The organism is Actinoplanes sp. GCM10030250 (genome assembly GCF_042666575.1).
Taxonomy (GTDB): Bacteria; Actinomycetota; Actinomycetes; order Mycobacteriales; family Micromonosporaceae; genus Actinoplanes.
Window position 1 is genome coordinate 115012 of record NZ_JBHTDO010000027.1, and the last position, 22232, is coordinate 137243.

Annotated in this window: 23 protein-coding genes; 11 read left to right on the forward strand and 12 right to left on the reverse strand. The window is 71.3% G+C overall.

Annotated features, from left to right (window positions below; translation table 11 throughout):
- Positions 1 to 66: 66 nt before the first annotated feature.
- From ACFQV6_RS29875 to ACFQV6_RS29885, 3 genes are read left to right on the forward strand one after another with little or no spacing between them, the layout of a single operon-like run.
- Complete coding sequence (locus ACFQV6_RS29875) at positions 67 to 1473, forward strand: aldehyde dehydrogenase family protein (RefSeq protein WP_378030986.1); 1407 nt, start codon at positions 67 to 69, stop codon at positions 1471 to 1473.
- A 19-nt stretch (positions 1474 to 1492) separates the two neighbouring features.
- Positions 1493 to 2188: a nucleotidyltransferase domain-containing protein gene (locus ACFQV6_RS29880; protein ID WP_378030952.1), complete on the forward strand. Its 696-nt coding sequence runs from the start codon at positions 1493 to 1495 to the stop codon at positions 2186 to 2188.
- A gap of 1 nt (position 2189) precedes the next feature.
- The gene (locus ACFQV6_RS29885; RefSeq protein ID WP_378030953.1) at positions 2190 to 2705 is read left to right on the forward strand and encodes a DinB family protein; all 516 of its coding nucleotides are present in this window, start codon (positions 2190 to 2192) and stop codon (positions 2703 to 2705) included.
- On the opposite strand, the gene ACFQV6_RS29890 is transcribed toward ACFQV6_RS29885, so the two are convergent.
- Genes ACFQV6_RS29890 through ACFQV6_RS29910 form a run of 5 tightly spaced genes read right to left on the reverse strand, consistent with a single transcriptional unit; the run spans position 2660 to position 6381 of the window.
- The gene (locus ACFQV6_RS29890; protein ID WP_378030954.1) at positions 2660 to 3514 is read right to left on the reverse strand and encodes a glycosyltransferase family 2 protein; all 855 of its coding nucleotides are present in this window, start codon (positions 3512 to 3514) and stop codon (positions 2660 to 2662) included. The two genes, ACFQV6_RS29885 and ACFQV6_RS29890, sit on opposite strands and share 46 nt — an antisense overlap.
- Entirely contained in the window at positions 3511 to 4500 is a 990-nt protein-coding gene (locus ACFQV6_RS29895; RefSeq protein WP_378030955.1) for a TIGR03557 family F420-dependent LLM class oxidoreductase, read from the reverse strand. Before ACFQV6_RS29895 ends, ACFQV6_RS29890 begins: the two co-directional genes overlap by 4 nt.
- A gap of 59 nt (positions 4501 to 4559) precedes the next feature.
- On the reverse strand, positions 4560 to 5201 hold the full coding sequence (locus tag ACFQV6_RS29900) for a DUF3618 domain-containing protein (RefSeq protein WP_378030956.1): 642 nt from the start codon (positions 5199 to 5201) through the stop codon (positions 4560 to 4562).
- Positions 5177 to 5584: a phage holin family protein gene (locus ACFQV6_RS29905; RefSeq protein ID WP_378030957.1), complete on the reverse strand. Its 408-nt coding sequence runs from the start codon at positions 5582 to 5584 to the stop codon at positions 5177 to 5179. The genes ACFQV6_RS29900 and ACFQV6_RS29905 overlap by 25 nt, the downstream gene beginning before the upstream one ends.
- Positions 5581 to 6381 (reverse strand): hypothetical protein, encoded by an 801-nt coding sequence (locus ACFQV6_RS29910; protein WP_378030958.1) that lies wholly within the window; start codon positions 6379 to 6381, stop codon positions 5581 to 5583. The genes ACFQV6_RS29905 and ACFQV6_RS29910 overlap by 4 nt, the downstream gene beginning before the upstream one ends.
- Before the next feature lie 268 nt (positions 6382 to 6649).
- Between ACFQV6_RS29910 and folP the strand changes: the two genes are divergently transcribed.
- Positions 6650 to 7450, forward strand: coding sequence for a dihydropteroate synthase (folP, locus tag ACFQV6_RS29915; RefSeq protein WP_378030987.1), 801 nt, complete (start codon positions 6650 to 6652; stop codon positions 7448 to 7450).
- A 66-nt stretch (positions 7451 to 7516) separates the two neighbouring features.
- On the opposite strand, the gene ACFQV6_RS29920 is transcribed toward folP, so the two are convergent.
- On the reverse strand, positions 7517 to 8062 hold the full coding sequence (locus tag ACFQV6_RS29920; protein ID WP_378030959.1) for a TetR/AcrR family transcriptional regulator: 546 nt from the start codon (positions 8060 to 8062) through the stop codon (positions 7517 to 7519).
- Between the two features lie 66 nt (positions 8063 to 8128).
- Here ACFQV6_RS29920 and ACFQV6_RS29925 point away from each other — a divergent pair, with 66 nt between their 5' ends.
- The gene (locus tag ACFQV6_RS29925) at positions 8129 to 9520 is read left to right on the forward strand and encodes a DHA2 family efflux MFS transporter permease subunit (protein WP_378030960.1); all 1392 of its coding nucleotides are present in this window, start codon (positions 8129 to 8131) and stop codon (positions 9518 to 9520) included.
- 541 nt (positions 9521 to 10061) lie between these two features.
- Here the strand turns inward: ACFQV6_RS29925 and ACFQV6_RS29930 are convergent.
- Complete coding sequence (locus tag ACFQV6_RS29930) at positions 10062 to 11927, reverse strand: LamG-like jellyroll fold domain-containing protein (RefSeq protein ID WP_378030961.1); 1866 nt, start codon at positions 11925 to 11927, stop codon at positions 10062 to 10064.
- A gap of 114 nt (positions 11928 to 12041) precedes the next feature.
- Between ACFQV6_RS29930 and ACFQV6_RS29935 the strand changes: the two genes are divergently transcribed.
- Both ACFQV6_RS29935 and ACFQV6_RS29940 read left to right on the forward strand, forming a co-directional pair.
- Positions 12042 to 12509, forward strand: a complete 468-nt coding sequence (locus ACFQV6_RS29935) for a hypothetical protein (protein ID WP_378030962.1) — start codon at positions 12042 to 12044, stop codon at positions 12507 to 12509.
- Between the two features lie 41 nt (positions 12510 to 12550).
- The gene (locus ACFQV6_RS29940; RefSeq protein WP_378030963.1) at positions 12551 to 13330 is read left to right on the forward strand and encodes an LLM class F420-dependent oxidoreductase; all 780 of its coding nucleotides are present in this window, start codon (positions 12551 to 12553) and stop codon (positions 13328 to 13330) included.
- 44 nt (positions 13331 to 13374) lie between these two features.
- Here the strand turns inward: ACFQV6_RS29940 and ACFQV6_RS29945 are convergent, their stop codons facing one another.
- From ACFQV6_RS29945 to ACFQV6_RS29955, 3 genes are all read right to left on the reverse strand, one after another.
- On the reverse strand, positions 13375 to 14844 hold the full coding sequence (locus ACFQV6_RS29945) for a GntP family permease (protein WP_378030964.1): 1470 nt from the start codon (positions 14842 to 14844) through the stop codon (positions 13375 to 13377).
- A 65-nt stretch (positions 14845 to 14909) separates the two neighbouring features.
- Positions 14910 to 16448 (reverse strand): alpha/beta hydrolase, encoded by a 1539-nt coding sequence (locus ACFQV6_RS29950; RefSeq protein WP_378030965.1) that lies wholly within the window; start codon positions 16446 to 16448, stop codon positions 14910 to 14912.
- Between the two features lie 91 nt (positions 16449 to 16539).
- The gene (locus ACFQV6_RS29955) at positions 16540 to 17211 is read right to left on the reverse strand and encodes an SDR family oxidoreductase (protein WP_378030966.1); all 672 of its coding nucleotides are present in this window, start codon (positions 17209 to 17211) and stop codon (positions 16540 to 16542) included.
- 72 nt (positions 17212 to 17283) lie between these two features.
- Between ACFQV6_RS29955 and ACFQV6_RS29960 the strand changes: the two genes are divergently transcribed.
- The 3 genes from ACFQV6_RS29960 (at position 17284) to ACFQV6_RS29970 (ending at position 19061) form a co-directional block, all read left to right on the forward strand.
- Positions 17284 to 17910 carry a TetR/AcrR family transcriptional regulator gene (locus ACFQV6_RS29960; RefSeq protein ID WP_378030967.1) on the forward strand — a complete coding sequence of 209 codons (627 nt, stop codon included), beginning with the start codon at positions 17284 to 17286 and terminating at the stop codon, positions 17908 to 17910.
- Positions 17911 to 18016: 106 nt separating this feature from the next.
- On the forward strand, positions 18017 to 18175 hold the full coding sequence (locus ACFQV6_RS29965; RefSeq protein WP_378030968.1) for a hypothetical protein: 159 nt from the start codon (positions 18017 to 18019) through the stop codon (positions 18173 to 18175).
- Position 18176: 1 nt separating this feature from the next.
- Positions 18177 to 19061, forward strand: a complete 885-nt coding sequence (locus ACFQV6_RS29970) for a PfkB family carbohydrate kinase (RefSeq protein WP_378030969.1) — start codon at positions 18177 to 18179, stop codon at positions 19059 to 19061.
- A 125-nt stretch (positions 19062 to 19186) separates the two neighbouring features.
- On the opposite strand, the gene htpG is transcribed toward ACFQV6_RS29970, so the two are convergent.
- Together htpG and ACFQV6_RS29980 are read right to left on the reverse strand one after the other, a co-directional pair.
- On the reverse strand, positions 19187 to 21046 hold the full coding sequence (gene htpG / locus ACFQV6_RS29975; RefSeq protein WP_378030970.1) for a molecular chaperone HtpG: 1860 nt from the start codon (positions 21044 to 21046) through the stop codon (positions 19187 to 19189).
- Positions 21047 to 21321: 275 nt separating this feature from the next.
- On the reverse strand, positions 21322 to 21585 hold the full coding sequence (locus ACFQV6_RS29980; protein WP_378030988.1) for a hypothetical protein: 264 nt from the start codon (positions 21583 to 21585) through the stop codon (positions 21322 to 21324).
- Positions 21586 to 21767: 182 nt separating this feature from the next.
- Here ACFQV6_RS29980 and ACFQV6_RS29985 point away from each other — a divergent pair, with 182 nt between their 5' ends.
- Positions 21768 to 22163 (forward strand): hypothetical protein, encoded by a 396-nt coding sequence (locus ACFQV6_RS29985; RefSeq protein ID WP_378030971.1) that lies wholly within the window; start codon positions 21768 to 21770, stop codon positions 22161 to 22163.
- Positions 22164 to 22232: the final 69 nt, after the last annotated feature.

The following is a 22232-nucleotide window of genomic DNA, read 5'->3' on the forward strand; positions in this document are numbered from 1 at the left end:
CCTCCGAAACAAGATAGTTGCCGTATGTCACGTTTCTATGCGATGCAGTGGGGAACACCGGGCCGCATGCGTGAGGTAGAGCAGCTCATCGATGGTCATTGGGGTCCTGGCAGCGGCGGGCGGACGCTGACTGTTACGGATCCACGGGACGGCACGCCGGTCACCCGGGTGCCGGTCTCCTCCGAAGCGGACGTTGCCGCCGCGGTCAAGGCCGCCCGCGCCGCCGCACCCGGCTGGGCCCGCACCGCACCGGCCGCCCGGGCCGCCGCCCTGCACGCCGCCGCCACCGCCGTCGAGGCCGCGGCGGACGAGCTCGCCGAGATCATGGCCGCCGAGATGGGCAAGCCGGTCGACGGCGCCCGGGACTCGATCGGGGCCGGCGTCGGCACCCTGCGCCAGTACGCCGAACTCGGCGCCGTCCACCGTGGGCGCACCCTGGCCGGTGACAGCGCGGCGATCGACCTGATGGCGTACGCGCCCCGCGGCGTCGTCGCGGTGATCACCCCGTGGAACGACCCGGTCGCGGTCTCGCTCGGCCTGCTCGGCGCCGCCCTGGTCACCGGCAACACCGTCGTGCACAAGCCGAGCGAGCGCACCCCCGGCACCGGCTGGCGGCTCGCCCGGCTGCTCGCACCGCACTTCCCGGAGAACGTGCTGACCCTGGTCAACGGCGACGGGCCGGTCGGCGCCGCGCTCGCCGCGGCGGAGGTCGACGTGGTCGCCCACGTCGGCTCCACCGCCACCGGGCGGGCCATCGCGGCAGCGTGCGCGGTGACCGGGGCCAAGGCCCTGCTGGAGAACGGCGGCAGCGACCCGGTGATCGTCGACGCCGGTGTCGACCCGCGGTGGGCGGCGCAGCAGGTGGCGCTCGGCGCGTTCGTCAACTCGGGGCAGATCTGCGTGGCTGTCGAGCGGGTCTACGTGCACTCCTCGATCTCCGGCGCTTTCGTGGACGCGCTGGCTGAGGAGGCTTCCCGCTGGTCCGCCGAGATCGGGCCGCTCGTCGATGAGCAGCTGCGCACGCTGGTCGACGCGCAGGTGCGGGAGGCCGTCTCGGCGGGGGCGCGGGTGGTCTGCGGCGGTGAGGTGCCGGAGGGGCCCGGTGCGTTCTACCCGCCGACCGTTCTCGCCGACTGCACCGACGACATGGCGGTGGTGCGGGAGGAGACCTTCGGGCCGGTGGCGCCAGTGGTCACCGTGGACTCGTTCGAGTCGGCGCTCCAGCGGGCGGCCGATTCGCCGTACGGCCTCGCCGCGACCGTGCTCACCACCTCGATGAGCCACGCGCAACAGGCCTGGCGCGAGCTGCCGGCCGGCACCGTGAAGATCAACGCGGTCTTCGGCGGTGCGCCGGGCGGTGCCGCACATCCGCGCCGCGGCAGCGGACAGGGCTTCGGGTACGGTCCTGAGCTCCTCGACGAGATGACAGTGACCAAGGCCGTCCACATCGAGGCGCCCCCCTCCGGCTGGTAGGACCGGGTTAGCCTGCGGCGTGGGAATCCTGGAGGACGTCCTCGCCGAGGCCACCGCCGACCCGGGCGTGCGCGGCCTGATCCTGACCGGCTCGCACGCCCGCGGCCTGGCCGGCCCGCACTCGGACCTGGACGTCACGCTCGTCGTGGACACCCAGGAAGAGCCGTGGCGGCACCGGGTCCGCAACGCCGACCTCGACGAGACGGTGTGCACCGCCGGCGCGCTCGCCGACACCTCGGTGCACTGGATCCGCTACGGCTTCCGCGGTGCCCGGGTGCTGCTGGACCGGCTGGACGGCGGGATCGCCGCCCTGGTGGAGCGGCAGGCTATCCCCTCCCCCGACGAGGCCACCGCGGCGGCACGGACGAACCTCGACGGGTACGTCAACCAGCTCTACCGCGCGGTCAAGAGCCACCGCGACGGGTTCGCCGCGGTCGCCCGCCTGGACGAGATCGAGGCCGTCCCGTGGCTCCTCGAAACGGTGTTCGCGCTGCACGGACGGTTACGGCCGTACAACAAGTACCTGCCGTGGGAGCTGTCGGCGTACCCCCTGCCCGGCTCCTGGAACAGCGCTCTCGACCCGGCCGCCCTGCCGGCCGCCGCCCTCCGCCTCTTCCCCGCGGTCGCGGCCCTGGCCCGCGACCACGGCCACGGCGACGTCCTCGACAGCTGGGGTTCCGACATCGAGCTGATCCACACGATGGCAGACTCCTGACGTGTTCGATCAGCCGCTGCGCACCCAGTTCGACGCCTTCCTCGACGAGCACCGCCGTGCGCTCACCGCCTCGCTCGACGGCCTCACCGAGGAGCAGGCCCGGCGCTCGCTGGTGCCGTCCCGCACCACACCGCTGGGCCTGGTGAAGCACGCCACCTTCGTGGAGCGGGTCTGGTTCGACGAGGCGATCACCGGCCGCTCCCGCGCCGAGATCGGCATCCCCGCCACCCCGGACGAGTCGTTCGTCCTCACCGGGACCGACACCGTCGCCTCGGTCCAGCAGGCCCACCGCGACGCCTGCGAGGCCTCCCGGCAGGCCACCGCCGGCCTGACGCTGGACGACCTGCTGCTCGGCAACCGGCGCGGTCCGCTGCCGCTGCGCTGGGTCTACCTGCACGTGCTGCGCGAGCTGGCCCAGCACTGCGGCCACGCCGACATCCTCCGCGAACAGATCCTCAGCGGCGGGGTCCACTACCCCGCGACCGGCTCCAGCTCGTCAGCCGCCGCGAGCCGCTGAAGATCGGCCTCCACGCCCGGGGGCAGCGGCCGCCGGTGGCGCAGGGCCCACGGCAGTGCCCGCACCGCATCCCACACCGCCGCCGGTGACTCCGGCAAGGCTCCGGTCACCGTCCGGGCGACCACGGCCGGCGGGCGGCGCAGCAGGGCGGTCAGCATCCGGTTGCGGGTCTCGATCCGCCGGCGGGCGCCGCCGTCACGGCCGGCCGGGAGCGGGAAGTGCCGCACCTCCAGGGCCGGGTCGTAACACAGCCACCAGCCCGCGGCGGCCAGGTCCATCGCCAGGAGAGCTTCCTCCCCGTACACGAAAAGACGTGGCTGGAAACCGCCCGCCGCGAGAAACGCCTCGCGCCGGACCACGACGGCGCAGGAGAGAAAGCCCAGCACGGACGGGCCGGGTGCGCCCGGCGGGATGCCGATCGGCGCGGCGGCCATGGCCTGTGAGACCGGGTCGGTGCGGCCCTCGGGCCCGATCAGCACGCGCGCGGTGACCAGGCCGAGCCGGTCGTGGGTGTCCATCAGGGCGGCGGCGCGGTCCAGTGAACCCGGCGACCAGTACGAGTCGTCGTCGGCGAAGGCCACGTACGGCGTGGTGGCCCGCCGTACCCCCTCGTTGCGGGCCGCCGCGCCCCGGTTCTCGCCGAGCCGCACCACCTCGACGGCGGGGAACGCGGCCTCGACCGCGTCCGGCCCGCCGTCGGTGGAGCCGTTGTCGACGAGGATCACCGGCGCCCGGTGTTCCGGCAGGGTCTCGAAGAGACGGTCCCGCCGGTTCCGGGTCGCCACGACCACGGTGACCCGGTCGGTCACCGGTCGCCCAGCTGGTCGCGCAGTTCCTTGGCGAAGAAGTCGAAGAAGCCGTCCGGGTCGGGGCCGGCGTTCATCAGCACGACGTGGTCGTACCCGGCGGTGGTGTACTCCCGGATCGCCTCGACGTAGCGGGCCGGGTCGGGGCCGGCGGTGACCAGCTCACGGACGTCGTCCTCGGTGACCGTGGCCGAGGCCGCCTCGAAGTTGACCGGGTTGGGCAGTTCGGACATCACCTTCCAGCCGGTGACCATCCAGCGGCTGGTCCGGTGCGCCTCGGCGATCGCGGCCTGCTCGGTGGGCGCCCACGCGACCGGGACCTCGGCGTACTTCGGCCCGGTGCCGCCCGCCGCGGTGAACGTCTCGACCAGGTCGGCGCGCGGCTCGGTGGCGAACAGGCCGCTGCCGTGGGTGGCGGCCAGCTCCGCGGCCGACTTTCCGCCGGCGGCGACCGCGATGGCCGGGAGCTTCTCCGGCAGGTCGAAGACGCGGGCGTCGTCGAGTTGCAGGTGCTTGCCCTCGTACGACTGGTAGCCGCCCTGCCAGAGCAGGTTGATGATGTCCAGGGCCTCGGTGAGCCGCTCGTGGCGCTGCCTGACGCTGCCGAAGCCGGACCCGACGATGTGCTCGTTGAGCCGCTCGCCGGAGCCGATGCCCAGCGTGAACCGGCCGTCCGAGATGATCGCCAGGGTGGCCGCGGCCTGCGCGATGATCGCCGGGTGGTAGCGCACCGACGGGCAGGTCACGCCGGTCGCGAGGCCGAGCGTACGGGTCTTGACCGCGATGGCGCTCAGCACGTTCCAGGCGAACGGGGAGTGCCCCTGCACGTCGAGCCACGGGTGATAGTGGTCGCTGATCTCGACGAAGTCGAAGCCGGCCTGCTCGGCGCGGACGGCCTGGTCGATCAGGTCCTTCGGGCCGAACGCCTCGGCCGCCAGTTTGTATCCGATTCTCATGGTGCACGCGATTCCCGAGTTCCACCGGCACAAACGCTTCCGGACGCCAAGAAGGGCGGCCGTCGGCCGCCCTTCTTACACCTGCGGGTCGATCAGGAGGTCGCGGCCTGCTTGGTCTGGTCGCGGACGTCCTGCGCGTCGGAGCGCGCCGTCTCCTTGGTGGTCTGCGCGGCGTCGCGGGCGGTCTCCTTGAGCTCGCCGGCCGCCTGCTGCACGGTGCCGCCGAGGTCCTCCTTGAGGTCGCTCGCCACGTCCTTCACCTTGTCGGTGAGGTCGCCGCTGTGCTCCTTGATCTGCTGGCCGGCCCGCTTCTCGGCGTCGGTGACCGGGATCAGCGAGGAGGCCAGCAGGCCGACACCGAAGGCGATGATGCCCGCGGCGATCGGGTTGCCCTGCGCCTGGGAGGCGATCGCCTGCGGCGCGGACCGTACCGCGTCCGCGGCGCCGTGTGCCGCCTCGCCGGCCTTGTCGCTGAGCTGCGACGCCTTGTCACTGGCGGTGCTCGCCAGGCCCGACGCCTTGTCGCTCGCCGTGCTCGCCAGGTTGGACGCCTTGTCCTGCACGGCGTACCCGGTGTCCTGCGTGGTGCCCATGACCTTCTCCTTCACCGCGGTCCAGCGCCGCCGGGCTACCTGGCGGGGGTTTGTCTTTTCAGCGAGCAGGTCGACGTCACGCGTCAGCGAGGCACGCGTGTTCTCGATGTTCTGCCTCAGCCGGTCGGGTTCTTCAGCCATTGGGCGTCCTCCTTCAAAGTTTCCGCGGTGCGGCGCGGCACCGGGTCGACGGTCTTGAGCTTCTTGCGGCCGTTGACGAAGAGAACGGCGCCGATGGCGGCCCAGACGAGGCCGACGATGAGCGCGGCCCAGCCGGAATCCATCACGTTGGACAGGCCGAAGACGATCGCGAAGCTCAGCAGCACCACGGACAGGTAACCGGCGAACCCGGCGCCGCCGAGCATCCCGGCGGCCTTGCCCGCCTTGGTGGCCTCCTGCTGAATCTCGGCCTTGGCCAGCGCGACCTCCTGCCGGAACAGCTCCGACAGGTCGTTGCTGATGTTGCCGATGATCTCGCCGATCGAGGTCTCGGCGACCTGCTCGTCGCGGTACGGGGTGCTCATGACCGCCGCTCCGGGTCACCCGGCAGGTAGGTCTCCTCCACGACGGCCGGGGTACCGGTGCCGGTCGCGCTGTACGCCGTGGTCGCCGGGGTGACGTATCCACTGTCGGTGGTGTCGTAGGCGCCCGTGCCGTAGGCGGCGGTGCCGTACCCACCCGTCGTGGTCGCCGGAGTGGTCTCGGGCCGGCTCACGAACGCGTCGGTGCCGGGCTTGCCGGCGTCACCGTCGGCCTTCGCGACGCTCTTGCCGAGCCGTCCGACCACGAAACCGGCGGCCAGCGCGGTGGCGAGGAAGGCGCCGGGGCGGCGGCGGGCGAAGTCCTCGACCTCGCGGAGCACGCCGTCGGGGCCGTTGCGGTCCAGGTAGTCGGCGAACTGGCGGCCACCCTCGGCCACCCGGGCGACGACCGCCGCGGCCGGGGAGTCGTCCCGGTCCGCGCGCATCTCGTCGAGGTGGTCGGCGGTCTGCCGGATGCTGCCGACAAGGCGCTGGCTCTGGCCGTGTGCCTGCTCGCCGAGCTTGCCGCGTACCTCGGAGGCGACGTTGCGGGCCTGGGTGCGCGCCTCGGCGCCGACCCGCTGGGCCTGCTCCTTGGCGGTGTCCTTCACGTCCGCGGCGGCCTGGCCGGCCGACTCGCGAGCCTGACCCGCGACCTGACGCGGCTTCGACGTCTCGCTGGCGCCACCGGCGGCGTGGCGCGGAGTCTCCGTGACCGGGTATGCGGGCGTGGTCGGGTATTCGGTGCCGTAGGCGGGCTGCGGCGGCACGTCGACCGGATCTGTGGCGCGGTCACTCATGGGTTCCTCCGTAAGGGGTGTTGGCTCTGGCCGTTGTGCTCACCCCCCTCAGCTACCCTGTTGATCTGCGTTGATTCCTCTCCGCTTGTGACTAATAACGCAAAAACGCAGAACCATAAAATCGCAGTTCAGGGGTACGGCGCGCGCGCACGATCCACTTTCACCATTGGCCTTCCGGGGCCTTTGTTAAGGTCCCCCCGTGAGTGAGCACAGCGGCGCGCGGGTCATCGGCGGCCGGACGTTCGACTTCTCCCGCCGGGTCGTCGTGATGGCGATCGTGAACCGCACGCCCGACTCGTTCCACGACAGAGGCAGCACGTTCGCTCTGGAGAGAGCCACCGAGGCGGTCCGGGCGGCCGCCGCCGACGGCGCCGACTGGATCGACATCGGCGGCGTGCCGTTCGCCCCCGGCCCGGAGGTCTCCGTCGCCGAGGAGCTCGACCGGGTGCTTCCCGTCGTCGAGGCCGCGCGCGACCTGGCCGTGGTCTCCGTGGACACGTTCCGCCCGGAGGTGGCCCGCGAAGTGATCAAGGCGGGCGCCGGAGTCGTCAACGACACGTCCGGCCTGCGCGATCCGGCGATGGCCGACGCGGTCGCCGGTACCGGCGCCCAGCTGGTGATCTGTCACAGCCTGGCGGCGCCGCGCACCCTGCACCCCCGTCCACAGTACGGCGACGTCACCGCCGAGGTGAGCGCGTTCCTGCGGGACCGGGTCGGGCTGGCGCTCTCCCGGGGCGTCCGGCCGGACCAGATCATCATCGACCCCGGTCACGACCTGAACAAGAACACGTACCACTCGCTGGAGATCACCCGGCGGCTCGACGAGATCGCGGCGATCGGCTACCCGATGCTGGCGGCACTGAGCAACAAGGACTTCATCGGCGAGACCCTGGACCGGCCGCAGCGGGAGCGGCTCGCCGGGACGCTGGCCACCGTGGTCTTCTGCATTCTGCGCGGCGCCCGGATCATGCGGGTGCACGATGTCCGCGCGGCACACGACGCGATCCGCATGACCGAGGCGATGCTGGGGTGGCGGGAACCTGCCTACACCCGGCACAACATGGACTGATCAGCCCGGCCTTCCGCCCTTTGCCCGGCCGTATTGCCCGGCTGTCAGTGCGGCCTTTTGCCCGGTTCAGCCCTCCGGCATCGTTTGCAGGAGCTCGACGGCCCAGGGCGGCAGCGGGACGGGGTCGGAGCCGAGCACCCGCATCGAGCCGAGCACGGTGATCAGCATGCCCATCGCGAAGAAGTCCCGGACCTCGGCCGGCTCCGCGCCGGTCAGGTCCCGCACGACGGTGTAGAGCCGCCCGTAACACTCGCGCACCGCGTCGCCGATCACCGGGTCGCCCGCCGCCGCGTAGCCGTGCAGCAGCACCGCCAGCAGCTCCCGCTCGGCGAGCAGGTCCTTGTAGGCGTGACCGAGGGAACCCAGAGTCGGCTCCGCACCCGCGGCGGCCCGCCATTTCTCCTCGATCCGGTCGCCCGCGTAGCGCAGCGTGGCGAGGAACAGCTCCTGCTTCGTCCCGAAGAGCCGGACCACGTAGGGCTGGGAGACACCGGCGAGCCGGGCGACCTGATCGGTGGTCGACCCCGCGTAGCCACCCTCGGCGAAGACCTTGACGGCGGCCGCGACGAGCTGCACGTGGCGTTCCTGAGCGGTGAGACGGGTCCGGGTCATGTTGACAGGTTATCAGTCGATGCTTACCGTGCTTAGTTATCAGTGGATAACAACTTAGGGGAAGTCGTGGCCACTCTCGCACCCGTTCGTCCCGCTTCTCGGACCCGGCCGCTGGCACTCGTGCTCGCCGCCGTCGGCATCCCGACCTTCATGGGCTCACTCGACAACCTCGTCGTCAGCACCGCCCTCCCGGTGATCCGCACCGACCTCGGCGCCTCGATCACCGACCTGCAGTGGTTCGTCAACGCGTACACGCTGCCGTTCGCGGCCTTCCTTCTCACCGCGGCCGCACTCGGCGACCGGCTGGGCCGCAAGCGGATGTTCCTGGCCGGCATCGCGCTGTTCACGATCGCCTCGGCCGCCGCCGCGCTCGCCGCCGAACCGTGGCAGCTCACCGCCGCCCGCGCCGTGCAGGGCATCGGCGGCGCCGCGATCACCCCACTGTCACTGACCCTGCTGGCCGCCGCCGTCCCCGACCGCCTGCGCAACGCCGCGGTCGGCATCTGGGGCGGCATCACCGGCCTGGGCGTCGCGGTCGGCCCGGTCGTCGGTGGCGCCGTCACCGAGGGCCTCGACTGGAACTGGATCTTCTGGGTCAACGTGCCGATCGGCGTCGTCGCGCTGATCCTGGCGGCCGTCGTGCTCGACGAGTCCCGCGGCGGCGCCCGCCGCCTCGACCCGCTCGGCCTGGTCCTCTCCGCGAGCGGCATGCTGCTGCTGGTCTGGGGCATCGTCGACGGCCCCGAGCACGGGTGGACCACCGGCCGGGTGCCACTCATGCTGGCCGCGGGCGCCGCGCTGATCACCGGGTTCCTTCTCTGGCAGGCCCGCAACCGTACGCCGATGCTGCCCCTGCATCTCTTCAAGTCCCGCGCGTTCAGCCTGGTCAACGTCGTCACCCTGACGTTCTCGGCCGGTGCCTTCGGCGCGGTCTTCCTGCTCGCCCAGTTCTTCCAGGTGGTGCAGGGTCTCAGCCCGCTCGACGCCGGCCTGCGCACCCTCCCCTGGACCGCCGCCCCGATGATCGTCGCGCCGCTCGCCGGCATCTTCGGCGCCCGCCTCGGCATGCGCAACCTGATCCTCGCCGGCCAGGTCCTCCTCGCCACCGGCATCCTCTGGATCGGCCTCGCCACCTCGACCGACGTCACCTACGGCCGCCTGGTGGTCGCCTTCCTCCTCGCCGGCATCGGCATGGGCCTGACCTTCGCCCCGATCAGCACCGTCACCCTGGCCAGCGTCACCGAGCCCGAACGCGGCGTAGCCTCCGGCACCAACAACACGATCCGCGAATTCGGCGTCGCCGCCGGTGTCGCCGCCCTCTCCTCCATCTTCAGCACCTTCGGCGGCTACACCTCCCACGCCTCCTTCGTCGAGGGCCTGACTCCCGCCGTCCTCACCGGCGCCGCCATCATCGCCACCGGCGCCGTAGTAGCCGCCCTACTCCCCCGCCACCCCTAACTCAGCTGGCGCCCAGCGGTGCCTTTTCGCGCCGGACACACCGCTCACGCCCAGCCCACGAATTCAGCTGGCACTGAGCGGCGCCTTTCCCCGCCCGGGACGCCGCTGGCGCCCAGCCGACCGGCCCGGCTGGCGCTCAGCGGCGCCTTTTCGCGGCTGGGGCACCGCTCACGCCCAGCCGACCGGCCCGGCTGGCGCTCAGCGGCGCTTTTTCGCGGCTGGGGCGGTGCTGGGAGCCGGCGCGGGGTGGACGCGGGGCGGAAACATCGGTGAACGGAATGTGGGCTGACTGTTGCACTGAGGCAACATGGCTGCAACGATGACCATCAATTCCGCGCCTTCGTGGGTTCACCGCGAGGACACCGGCACCGTCCTCGCCGGTAATCCCGCCTCGCTGTGCCCACTCCCCGCCGGCGCCGGACCACGGGTCACCGGACGTTCCCCGGTGACACGAAGGGCTGCGTGTGCCGGACCTCCGACCGGCACACGCAACCCCACCCCCGCCGGACGAATCCGCGGGCAGCAGCGAGATCTGCGCGGATCAGCCGATGTGCACCCAGATGTCGTCGAGGGTGCCGTGGAACTGGTCGTTGTCGGCGCCGACGCCCTTGCCGCCCACGGTGAACGGGTGGGTCGTGCCGACAGCGAGCTCCGCGGGGACGGCGACACCCGCCTCCAGGCGATCGTCGACCAGGATGGACAGCGTCGGGCCGGTGCGGCGGCACTCCAGGGAATGCCACTTGCCGTCGGCGACCGAGGTGCGGCTGCGCGCCACGTACGCCGTGCCCCCGGTCTTGTCGCTCATCCCGCAGCTCGGCTTACCGGACAGCCCGTCGACCTGGAGCTTGTACTGGCCGCCGCCGGTCGAGTAACCCTTCTGCATGATGTTCTCGCCGCGCCCGGTCTCCGCCGGGGAGAGCAGGACGCCCGCGCCGTATCGCAGGGGCCGGGTGCCCGGGTTGAGGTCGGTGGTGTCGCCGGCCTGGAGGATGAGGCGCGGGCAGGTGGTGCCGGCGCACTTCGCCGGGAAGCGCAGCGCCTGCCCGTTGCCGTGCGCGACCAGCGAGGGCGTGCCGCCGTTGCGGGTGACCGCGCGCAGCAGGTGGCCGTGCCCGGAGCCGTCGTCGAAGGTGCCGTCCGCGATCGTGGTGTCGAAGTTGTAGGACGCCACGAACGCCGAGGCAGCCACCGGGCCCGAGGAAGCATCCGAGCCGGCGGGTGCGGCAGGATCGGCAGGGCCGGCGGGTGTGGCAGGGACCAGCGCCTCCTGCCGCGGGGTGACACCGGTGAACGCCGCATACCGCTTGCGGCCGACCCCGCCGACCGTGGTGAAGTCGCCGACCGCGCTGACCGCGCCGAGCGGCTTGCTGGCGGCCAGCTGCCGGGTGCCGGCGACGCCGTTGGCCAGCGGTGACCACTCGAGCAGATTGCCCTCGCGGTCGACGGCGGCCAGTTTGCCGCGGACCACGGAACCGTCGGTGCAGATGCCGCGGGCACCGTTGTTGGTGGTGGTGCACGCCTTGTCGAAGTGGCCGCCGACGTAGACGACGTCGTCGAGGACGGTCACCGCCTGGGCGTCGCCGTCGAAGACCCGGGTCCAGCGGGTCTCACCGGTACGGGTGTACGAAACGGCCCGCCCGCCCTGCCCGCCGAGCGCCGCGTACACACCGTTGTCGTGGGCGGAGAGCGCGAAGACCTGCGACACCGGCCTCGGTACGAATCCCCGGTCGAGAACGCCGGTGGCCGGGTCGACGGCGCTGAGCCGCAGGGTGGAGCTGAAGCTGTTGGTGCGGTGGAACCGGCCGCCGAGGTAGACCCGGTCGGCGGAGACGGCGAGCGCGTTCACGGTGTCGTCGGTGCTCGGCGCCCAGGTGTCCAGAGCGCCCGTGGCCAGGGTGAACGCGGCCAGGTTGGTACGCGCCACCCCGTCGACCGAGGTGATCCGGCCGCCGAGGTAGAGCCGCCCGTGCCCGGTGGCCAGGGCGTTCGGCTGGCCGAGAACGGTGTGCCGCATCGCCGTGAGCCGCCCGTCCGCGGCACCGATGCCGGCCACCGCGTCGCGGGCCTCGCCGTTGACCCGGTCGAAGTCGCCGGCGGCGTAGACGACGTCACCGTCGACGGCGAGCGCGCGCACGTTCGCGTCGGCGGCCGGTTTCCAGTCGAGGAGGGCGCCGGTGCGGGCGTTGAACGCGGCGAGCCGGGTACGGGCGATGCTCTTCCCGTTCACCACGGCGCTGGTGAAGTTGCCACCGACGTAGACGGTGTCACCGCGGTAGGCAACCGAGTAGACGGGGCCGTTGAACGACGGGGAGGTCACCGGAGCGGAGGAGACGATCTCGGCGAACGCCGTACCGCCGGCCGCGACGAGCACTGTCGCGATCCCGGCGACCAGGGATCGGCGCACCACCGACTTACCTTTTCTGGGGTTATTGGCCACGTTGGTAGCTAACTTCCGGCTCCCCCGGAAGGTGGCGGACCAACTGTCCGGCACCGACTATGCTGCCCCGCGTACCACTGATCGATGAAGGGAAATGTCGTGCCGCAGCGTCGCCGCACCACCCTGTCCCTCGCCCTGGCCGCGTGCCTGATCGCGAGCGGCGTCCTCGCCGCCGGATGCGAGATCGAGGCCGAGCCGGGCTCCCTGCCGATCCCGGTCAGCATCGCACCGGCGCCGTCGGCCTCGGCCGGCCAGCCGAAGTACGTGTGCAGCGCGGTCCAGGCCATCCTGCTGCAGGGTGGCGTGCGGCTCGCCGAGTACGCGACGGGTGACGGCGCCGAGGCTCGCGAGGGCATGCAGCAGACCTTCGCCGACATGGCCGGGCAGATCACCACCGCCGGGGAGCAGAGCAGCGATCCGGCACAGCGGGCGGCCGCCGACGCGATCGCGGGTGACCTCACCCGGGCCTCGCAGTCCGGCGACCCGGAGACGTTCCTCAACGGCGAGTTCGTGACAATCGGGCAGAAGCTGGACGCCACCTGCGGCCAGTGATCACCGAGCCGTGCCTGGAACAGGACGCTAGGCTTCGATTCATGATCGATAGGCCCGTTCGGATCGGGCTGCAGTTGCAGCCGCAGCACATGGATTACGCCACCATCCGGCGGACGGCGGCCGAGGCCGAGGAACTCGGCGCCGACATCCTGTTCAACTGGGACCATTTCTACCCGCTCTACGGCGAGGCGGACGGCCTGCACTTCGAGTGCTGGACCATGCTCGCCGCCTGGGCGGAGCAGACCTCACGCGTCGAGATCGGCGCGCTGGTGACCTGCAACAGCTACCGGAACCCGGAGCTGCTGGCGGACATGGCGCGCACGGTGGACCACATCAGCGACGGGCGGCTGATCCTCGGCATCGGCTCCGGCTGGTTCGAGCGCGACTACACCGAGTACGGCTACGAGTTCGGCACCGCCGGCGGCCGTCTCGACGACCTGGCCACGGCCCTGCCCCGGATCGAGTCGCGGTGGGGCAAGCTCAACCCGGCGCCGACCCGCAAGATCCCGGTGCTGATCGGCGGCGGCGGCGAGAAGAAGACGCTGCGCCTGGTCGCCAAGCACGCCGACATCTGGCACAGCTTCGCCGACGAGGAGGTGCTCAAGCGCAAGCTGGGCATCCTCGGGGAGCACTGCGCCGCGGTCGGCCGGGACCCCGCCGAGATCGAGGTGTCGGTCGAGGTCGGGCGGGCGTCGCAGGACGCCGCCGAACGGCTGCACGGGCTGGGCGCCCGCCTGTTCACCGTCGGCGTCGGCGGCCCGAAGCCGGACCTGGGCCCGCTGCGCGAGTGGCTGGCCTGGCGCGACGCGACGAACAAGTAGGAGTGCGAAGGGCCCCGGCGGAACTGTTCGCAGGGGCCCCGCGGTCAGACGATCAGGCTGAGCAGCATCACGCAGGCGAAGCCGACCACCGAGATGATCGTCTCCATCACCGACCAGGTCTTGATGGTCTGGCCGACGGTCATGCCGAAGTACTCCTTGACCATCCAGAACCCGGCGTCGTTGACGTGCGAGAAGAACAGCGACCCGGCGCCGATCGCCAGCGCGAGCAGCGACACCTCGGGCCGGTCCAGGGTGGTCGAGAGCGGGGCCACGATGCCGGCCGCGGTGATCGTGGCGACCGTGGCCGAGCCGGTCGCGAGGCGGATGCCGACAGCGACCAGGAAGCCCAGCACCAGGGCGTTGATGTTGGCGTCCTGCGCGGCGTCGGCGATCACGTTGCCCACGCCGACGTCGATCAGGACCTGCTTGAACCCGCCGCCGGCGGCCACGATCAGCAGGATGCCGGCGATCGGCGGGAGCGCGCCGCCGAGGACCGCCGAGGTCTCCTTACGGTCGAAGCCGGCCCGGTGGCCGAGCGTCCACATGGCGAGCATGACGCCGGCGAGCAGGGCGACGACCGGGTCACCGGCCACCTCGAGGGCGCTGCGCAGGTTGCTGCCCTCGGGGAGCGCCAGCTCGGCGATGCCGCGGGCCAGCATCAGGACGACGGGCAGCAGCACGGTGAGCACGGCCGGCCAGAAGCCGGGGTCGCGGCGCCGGCCGGTGATCTGCTGGTCGACGAGGGCGGCGGGACCGCCGGAGCCCGGGTTGGCGAGATCGTCGCGGTCCACGAAGTCCTGACCGCCCGCCGGGCCGGAGCCGGGACGGTCACCGGCGGTGGCGAGCAGCGCCGGCACCTCCAGGGGCACTCGCTTGGCGATGAAGTTGCCGAAGACCGGACCGGCGATGATCACCGTCGGGATGGCGCAGACCAGGCCGAGCATCAGGGTCAGGCCGAGGTCGGCGTTGAGGCTCGCGATGGCGATGAGCGGGCCCGGGTGCGGCGGCACCAGGCCGTGCAACACCGAGAGGCCGGCCAGGGCCGGAATACCGAGACGGAGAAGACCGACATCGGTACGACGGGCCGCCAGCAGAACGATCGGGACGAGCAGAACGACGCCGACCTCGAAGAAGAGCGGCAACCCGATCAGCGCGGCGACACCGGCCATGGCCCACGGCAGGGCGGCGCCGGAGACACCGTTGACGATCCGGTTCACGATGCCGTCGGCACCACCGGACTCGGCCAGCAGGGCACCGATCATCGAGCCGAGCGCGATCAGCAGGCCCACGCTGCCGACGGTGTTGCCCAGCCCGGTGGTGAACGACTTGACGGTGGCGGCGGGCGCGGCGCCCGCGACCAGGCCGAGCACGGCCGACCCGCCGATCAGGGCGAGGAAGGGGTGCCATTTGGCCCAGGCGATGAGGAGGACGACGACCGCGATGCCGAGCACCGCGGCTAGGACGAGTTGGCCGGTACCTGCGTCGGTGATGGCCTCGGCGGCGATGGTCGACATGGGGCGGCGTTACCCACGAGCAGCGCTTTTCAATCCCCGTCGATTTCTCGCCGCCGAGGCGCGGCTCAGCGGCCCGCCGATCCGACGAGCTGAGGCAGCGGGTTCACCAGGCCGGTGCCACTGAGCGTGGTGGCCGCCGGCGGCGTCTCCGGGAAGACCGCCGGGCAGTGCGCGCCCTTCTTCGGGGTACGCCTGTCGACCAGATACGTGTCGATGGCGGCCTGCGCGCACGGGCTCAGCCAGTAGGTGCCGTGCCCGACCCCGTCGTACGTGAGGAACGTGGAACTGGGCAGCTGTCCCGCGAGGCTGCGGCCCCACTGGTACGGGGTGGCCACGTCGTACCGGCTGTTGGCGATCAGGATCGGCGGCAGCTTGCCCGACGCGCGCAGCCGGTGCGGCGGGTTGGTCACCGGGTACGGCCAGTTCTGGCAGCCGGTCAGGTCCGACCAGGCCAGCGGGTTGTACCTGGTGTGCGGTGCGACGGCGTTCTGCGCCTTCTCCAGGGCCGCGACCGCCGGGTAGGCGCGCACGTCGAAGCGGAAGTCGGAGCACATCACGGGCCGGTAGCCGTACTCCCAGGGTGAGCCGCGGAACCGTTCCGCGCGGGTGGGCGCGTCGCCGTCGAGCAGCTTCAGGTCCTCGGCCAGCCCGAACCAGGCGATGGGGTCGTACAGGTACCCGAAGATTCCCTGGATCAGGATCTCCGGGGTGATCGGGAAGCCGTCCAAAATCAGCTCACCGGCCTCGGCCTTCGCGTAGAGGGTGTCCCAGAAGGCGAGGACGTCCTCGTCGTGCAGGGCACACGCCTCGGTGCGCTCGCACCAGGCGGCGAACTGCTCGAACGACTGCTCCATCGCTACCGACTCCCACGTCTGGTAGCCCAGGACGTTCTGCGCGTGGTCCATGTTCGAGTCGAGGGCCATCGCACGGATCCGCCCCGGGAACAGCTCGGCGTACTGCTGGCCGATCATCGTCCCGTACGAGACGCCGTAGTAGCTGATCTTCTGCTCGCCGAGGCCGGCGCGGATGGCGTCCATGTCGCGGGCCACGCTCGCGGTGTCGACGAACTTCACGAGCGGGCCGGTCAGGCGCAGGCAGCTCTCGGCGAGAGTGACGGTGGCCGCGCGCAGATCGGCGTACTCCGCGGAACTCGACGGGTACAGCAGCGCCTCCTGGGCGGCGACCGCGTCGCTGTCGCAGAGCACCGGGTTGCTGCGCGCCTGCCCGCGGGGGTCGAACCCGACGATGTCGAACCGGTTGACGATCGCCGGCGAGAAGGCGTCGGCGGCCTGGTAGGCGAAGCCCACGCCGGAGCCGCCCGGCCCGCCGGGGTTGATCAGCAGCGAGCCGATGCGCCGGGCGGGATCGGCGGCGGGCAGCTTCGCGAGGGCGAGGCGGAACTTCGGCCCGGCCGGGTTGGCCCAGTCGACCGGCACGTCGAGGCTGCCGCAGAGCACGCGCTCCGGGGCTTCCTCCGCGGGGTCGCACGGACCCCAGGCGAGGGATCCGGCCGGTGCCGGAGCGGCCCCATGGGCGGCGGCCGGGACGGCGGGAAAGAGCAATAACAAAGGCAGGAAGAGCATCGGTACGGCTTTGCGTCGCATGGCACACCTCACGGGTCCGGCGGCAGAGTCCGGGCGGCCCGCGGAGTCGGCGGCCACCCGGATCCATCAAAGCTCTCCGATGCAAGCGCGCTCAGCCGGCGAGTCCCGCCTTGACGCCGCGGGTCACCTCGTCGCCGAGAACCTCCTGGTCACCGCGGGCGACAGCATCGAGAGCGAGGCCCGCGATCACCGCCGGATCGGTTTTCTGGTCGGCCGGGACGGCGGCCGCCATGTCGGTGTCCATGTAGGCCACGTGCAGCCCGGTGACGGTGATGCCGCTCGGTGCCAGGAGCTGGCGGCTCGCGTTGGTCAGCGCCCAGGCCGCCGCCTTGGCCGCCGAGTAGGAGCCGAAGGCGCCCGGGTGCAGCCAGGACAGCACGGAGAGGACGTTGAGCACCGCTCCCCCGCCGTTGGCCGCGATGACCGGGGCGAAGGCGCGGGTGGTGGCGAGGGTGCCGAAGTAGTTGGTCTCCATGTCGAGGCGGATGTCGCCGAGGTCGCCGTCGAGCAGCGACCCACCGGCGGCGACCCCGGCGTTGTTGATCAGCAGGGTGGCGTCGGAGGCGGCGACGGCGGCCTTGGCGACCGACTCGGGATCGGTGACGTCGAGCTGGAGCGGGATCGCGCCCGGCAGGTCGATGCTCTGCGGGGAGCGGGCGGCGGCGTAGACCTTCGCGCCGCGTTCGAGCAGCTGGGAGGCGAGGTGGCGGCCGAACCCGCGGTTGGCTCCGGTGACTACGGCGACTGCGTTCAGAAGTTCCATGCGACTTAGATTACGAGCATCATCTAATCCGCGCCAGGTGATAGATGACACCCCTCATCTATAGTGGGAGGCATGGGACGGGTGTCGCAGGCGCAGGCCGCACAGAACCGGGAACGCATCGTCGCCACGGCGGCCCGGATGTTCCGCGAGCGGGGCATCGCCGGGGTGAGCGTGGCGGATGTGATGGCCGAGACGGGACTCACCCACGGCGGCTTCTACAAGCACTTCGCGTCGAAGGACGCGCTGGTCGCGGAGGCCGTCGGGCGGGCGTTCCGCGAGCAGGCGGGCGCGCTGCCCGACGGGCGCGAGGCGCTGCTCGACGCGTACCTCTCGCCCGATCACCGTGACCATCCGGGCGGCGGATGCCCGTCGGCGGGATTCGGCGGGGACGTGGCGCGGGCCATCGGTGGCGGTGGGACGCGCGCGGCGTACGCCAAAGGGGTTGAAGGTTTCGCCACCCACCTCGGACCCGGCGGCGAGCCGGACCTGGCCGCCCTCAGCACGATGGTCGGCGCCATGATCCTCGCCCGCGCGACAGCCGGCACCGACCTGTCCGACCGCATCCTGTACGCGGCCCGCGCCGCCCTCGCCGCCCTCGCCGAGACCAGCAAGACCGGCAAGACCGGCAAGACCGGCGAGACCGGCGAGACCGGCGAGACCGGTTTCAGCCCGGCGGAAGGCCCTGCCGCAGCAGCGTGAGCGACTTCTTGCGGTCCCGGCTTGGGCGTGCCTTCTGCGGAGCTTGCCGCCCTGTGTCACGATCTTGGATGGCGTCCCGGCATCGCGGCACCGCGAAGGAGCTGAATTGAAGAAGGTCCTCGGTTGGATCCTGGTGTTCCTGCTGGTCTTCTGGATCGGCACCAACCCCGCACCGGCCGCAGACGTGGCACGCAGCCTCGGCGACGGCGTGGCCACGATCTTCCGCAACATCGGCACCTTCTTCTCGGACCTCGCCGCGGGCTGACATGCCGAGCCTCCTTTTCGCCGGCCTGGTGACCGTTGATCTGGTGCAGCGGGTGGGGCGGCTGCCGGGCGCCGACGAGAAGGTGCAGTCGGAGTCGGTGGAGGTGGCGGCGGGCGGCCCGGCTGCGAACGCGGCGGTGACGGCGGCCGCGCTGGGAGCGAAGGTCACGCTGGTCACGGCGGTGGGGTCACATCCGCTGGGCGACCTGATCAGGGCGGATCTGGCGGCGCACGCGGTGACTTTGATCGACGCGGCGCCCTCTTCGGAGGATCCACCACCGGTGTCGGCGGTGACCGTACTGACCGGGACGGGCGAACGGACCATCGTCAGCAGGAACGCGGGGGACAGTGCGGTAGGCGTACCGGAAAGGGGTTTGCCGGACGCTGACCTGACGCTGGTCGACGGACATCACCCCGCGCTTGCGCTGGCCGCGGCGCGCAAGGCGCGACGCCTGCTGGTGGATGCCGGAAGCTGGCGCCCGATTTTTGCCGAGGTCTTCCCGCATGCGGACGTGGTGGCCTGCTCCGCCGACTTCCGCCACCCCGCGGCGTCCGCCCCTCTCACCCCTTCCGCGGCTTCCGCGGCTTCCGCGGCCTCTTCGATCGATGCGCGAACTGCCGCGGCGATCGGCGCGCCGCAGGTGGTGATCACGCATGGCGCGGCGCCGGTGCGGTGGTTCGACGCGGGCCGGTCCGGCGAGATCGCGGTGCCGCGCGTGACGGCTGTCGACACCGCGGGCGCGGGCGATGCGTTTCATGGCGCGCTCGCCGTCGGGCTCGCGCGAGGTTCAGACCTGCAAACCGCGATCGGGTACGCGGCAAGCGTCGCCGCCGTCCGCGTCGCCCATGCCGGACCCCGCGCCTGGCTCGCGCACCTGCCCGGCTGATTCCTCAGGCCCACGCCGGCGCACCTGCCCGGCTGACTCCTCAGGCCCGCGCCTTCGCCGTCGCGCCCTGGACCTGGCCGGGCCCGCCGGCGCGCGGAACTGACGCGCGCCGGCGGATCGGCCGCTCAGACGGTGCGGGCGAGGCGGTCGGCGAGGAGCTTCGCGAAGCGGGCCGGGTCCTCCAGGTCGCCGCCCTCGGCGAGCAGGGCCGTGCCGTAGAGGAGCTCGGCGGTGTCGGGCAGGGCCGGGTCCTCGGCGCCACGCTCGTGGGCGGCGCGGAGGCCGGAGACCAGCGGGTGGTTCGGGTTCAGCTCGAGGATCCGCTTGACCCGGGGGCCCTCCTGTCCCATCGCCCGGTACATCTTCTCCAGCGCGGGAGTGATGTCGTCGGCGTCGCTGACCAGGCAGGCCGCCGAGGTGGTCAGCCGGTGCGAGAGCCGCACCTCCTTGACCTGCTCGTCCAGCCGGTCCTTGAGGAAGCCGAGCAGCGGCGCGTAGTCACCCTCCGGCTCCTTCTCGTCCTCGTCCTTCTTCAGGTCGACCGAGCCGCGCGCGATGGAGCGCAGCTTCCGGCCGTCGAAGTCGGGCACGGCGTCGACCCAGATCTCGTCGACCGGGTCGGTGAGGATCAGCACCTCGTAGCCCTGCTCGCGGAACGCCTCCATGTGCGGGGAGTTCTCCACCTGGGAGCGGTTCTCGCCGGTCAGGAAGTAGATCTCCTCCTGGCCCTCCTTCATCCGCTCCACATAGGCCGCGAGCGTCGTCGGCTCGGAGCCCGCCGTGGTGGCGAACGAGGCGATCTCCAGGATCGGCTTGTGGTTGTCCGGCTCGCTGAGCAGGCCCTCCTTGACCGCCCGGCCGAACTCTCGCCAGAACGTCGCGTACTTCTCCGGGTTGCTGCTCATCAGGTCCTTGATCGTGGACAGGACCTTCTTGACCAGCCGCCGGCGGATCATCTGGATGTGCCGGTCCTGCTGGAGGATCTCGCGGGAGATGTTCAGCGACAGGTCGGCGGCGTCCACCACGCCCTTGACGAAGCGAAGGTAGTCCGGGATCAGCTCCTTGCTGTCGTCCATGATGAAGACGCGCTTGACGTAGAGCTGGAGACCACGGCGGGCATCCCGCTGGAACAGGTCGTGCGGGGCGCGGGCCGGGATGAAGAGCAGCGCCTCGTACTCGAAGGTGCCCTCCGCCTTCATGTTGATGATCTCGAGCGGATCGGTCCAGTCGTGGCTGATGTGCCGATAGAACTGGTGGTACTCCTCGTCGGTGACCTCGCTGCGGGGCCGGGCCCACAGCGCCTTCATCGAGTTGAGCGTCTCGGCGTCCTCGCCGGAACCCTTGCGGATGGGGAACGCGATGAAGTCCGAGTACCGCTTGACGATCTCCCGGATCTTCCACTCGTCGGTGTAGTCGTAGAGCTTGTCGTCCTCGTCCTTGGGACGCAGGTGCAGCGTCACCGTCGTGCCGATCGGCGCGTCCGGCTCGTCGTCGATCGTGTACGTGCCCTCGCCCGCCGACTCCCAGCGAGTGCCGTGACCCTCGGTGCCGGCCTTGCGGGTCACCAGCGTCACGCGGTCGGCGACCATGAACGTCGAGTAGAACCCGACGCCGAACTGGCCGATCAGCCCCGCGTCACCGCTCTTGGCCTCCGTGGCCTCCTTCAGCTTGGTCAGCAACTCGGCGGTACCCGACTTGGCGATCGTGCCGATCAGCTCGACGACCTCCTCGCGGGTCATGCCGATACCGTTGTCCCGGACGGTCAGCGTCCGCGCCTCGGCGTCCGGCTCGACCTCGATGTGCAGGTCGGAGGTGTCCGCCTCGAGGCCGTCCTGCAGCTTGGCCAGGCGCAGCTTGTCCAGGGCGTCGGACGCGTTCGAGATCAGCTCGCGCAGGAAGATGTCCTTGTTCGAATAGATCGAGTGGACCATCAACTGCAACAGCTGCCGCGCCTCGGCCTGGAACTCCAACGTCTCCATCGTCACCCGTTTCCGTCATGTCCGGTGGTACGCCCCGATCGTAGGACGGAGGCGTACTCCCGCGGGCACCCGCTCTCGTTCTCTCCACCCCGCCCCTCCCTCAGCCGGCTCTTCTCCCCGCCTCTCCCCTCCCTCAGGTGACTCCGGGTCTTGCCTCCCTCAGGTGGCTCCGGGCCTTGCCTCCCTCAGGTGGCTCCGGGTCTTGCCCGAACCGGGACATGACAACGCTGAGGCCCAGCCGGTTCCTCGCCCGGCAGGGCCTCAGCGTTGCTGTCAGGGGGTCAGCAGCCGGGGCCGGCGGCGATGCCCTTGACGATGCGGTAGCGGGAGATGTCGCCCTTCACGTAGCCGCGCAGCTGCGACACGGACCGCGGCTCCTCGCCGTGCTCACCCACGTAGGCGACGATCGCCGAGTCCACGGTCCGGCAGGTGGCCTGGTCGGCGACGACCCGCGCGGACGCCTCCACCTTCTGCGGGTTCAACGCAGCGTAAGAAGCACCGGAAATACTCAACGTCACCGCAGCAGCCATCGCCATCTCGATCATTCGCACAGCAGCAGGTTAACGATCATGACGGAAAGTATGCAGCTGGCCGTTCGGTTGAAACGAGACAACGCAGAGTGACTGTGCCACAAGGGCGAATGAATCGGCGTGAGGCTGGACCCGATCACGCGGCGACCCTTACGGTGATTACTCGCAGCAACGGTCTGAACACGCTGGAGGATCCCATGCGTCGTGCCGCTGTCGTTCTCGCCCTCACCCTCGCCGGCCTCTTGATCGCCGCCCCCGCGCAGGCGTTCGCACACACCCGGGTGCAGAACCCGGCACTGCACGCTGTGCTCGACGGGCTCACCCTCCTGGTCGTCACCGCGCCGGTGTGGACCGCGCTGCTGTGGAGCGGCGGCAACCGGTGGCAACTGGCCGCCCTCGTCGCCGCCGTGCAGGTCCCGGTCGCGATCATCGGCTTCGTGCCGATCGTCGACCCGCTCCTGCACCTCGCCCTCTTCGTCATCGCGCTGGGCATCACCGCGGCGTCACTGCGGGTGGTCCGGGTTCAGGCACGGGCTGTTCGGGCACGGGCTGTTCGGGCACGGTCGGAGGCCGCGGCGCCGGCTCGCAGTTAGTCCATCCGGTCGTGCTAAACCGGTCGTGCTCGCCGGGCAACCTCTCAGCGAGCACGACCGAAGGTGTGA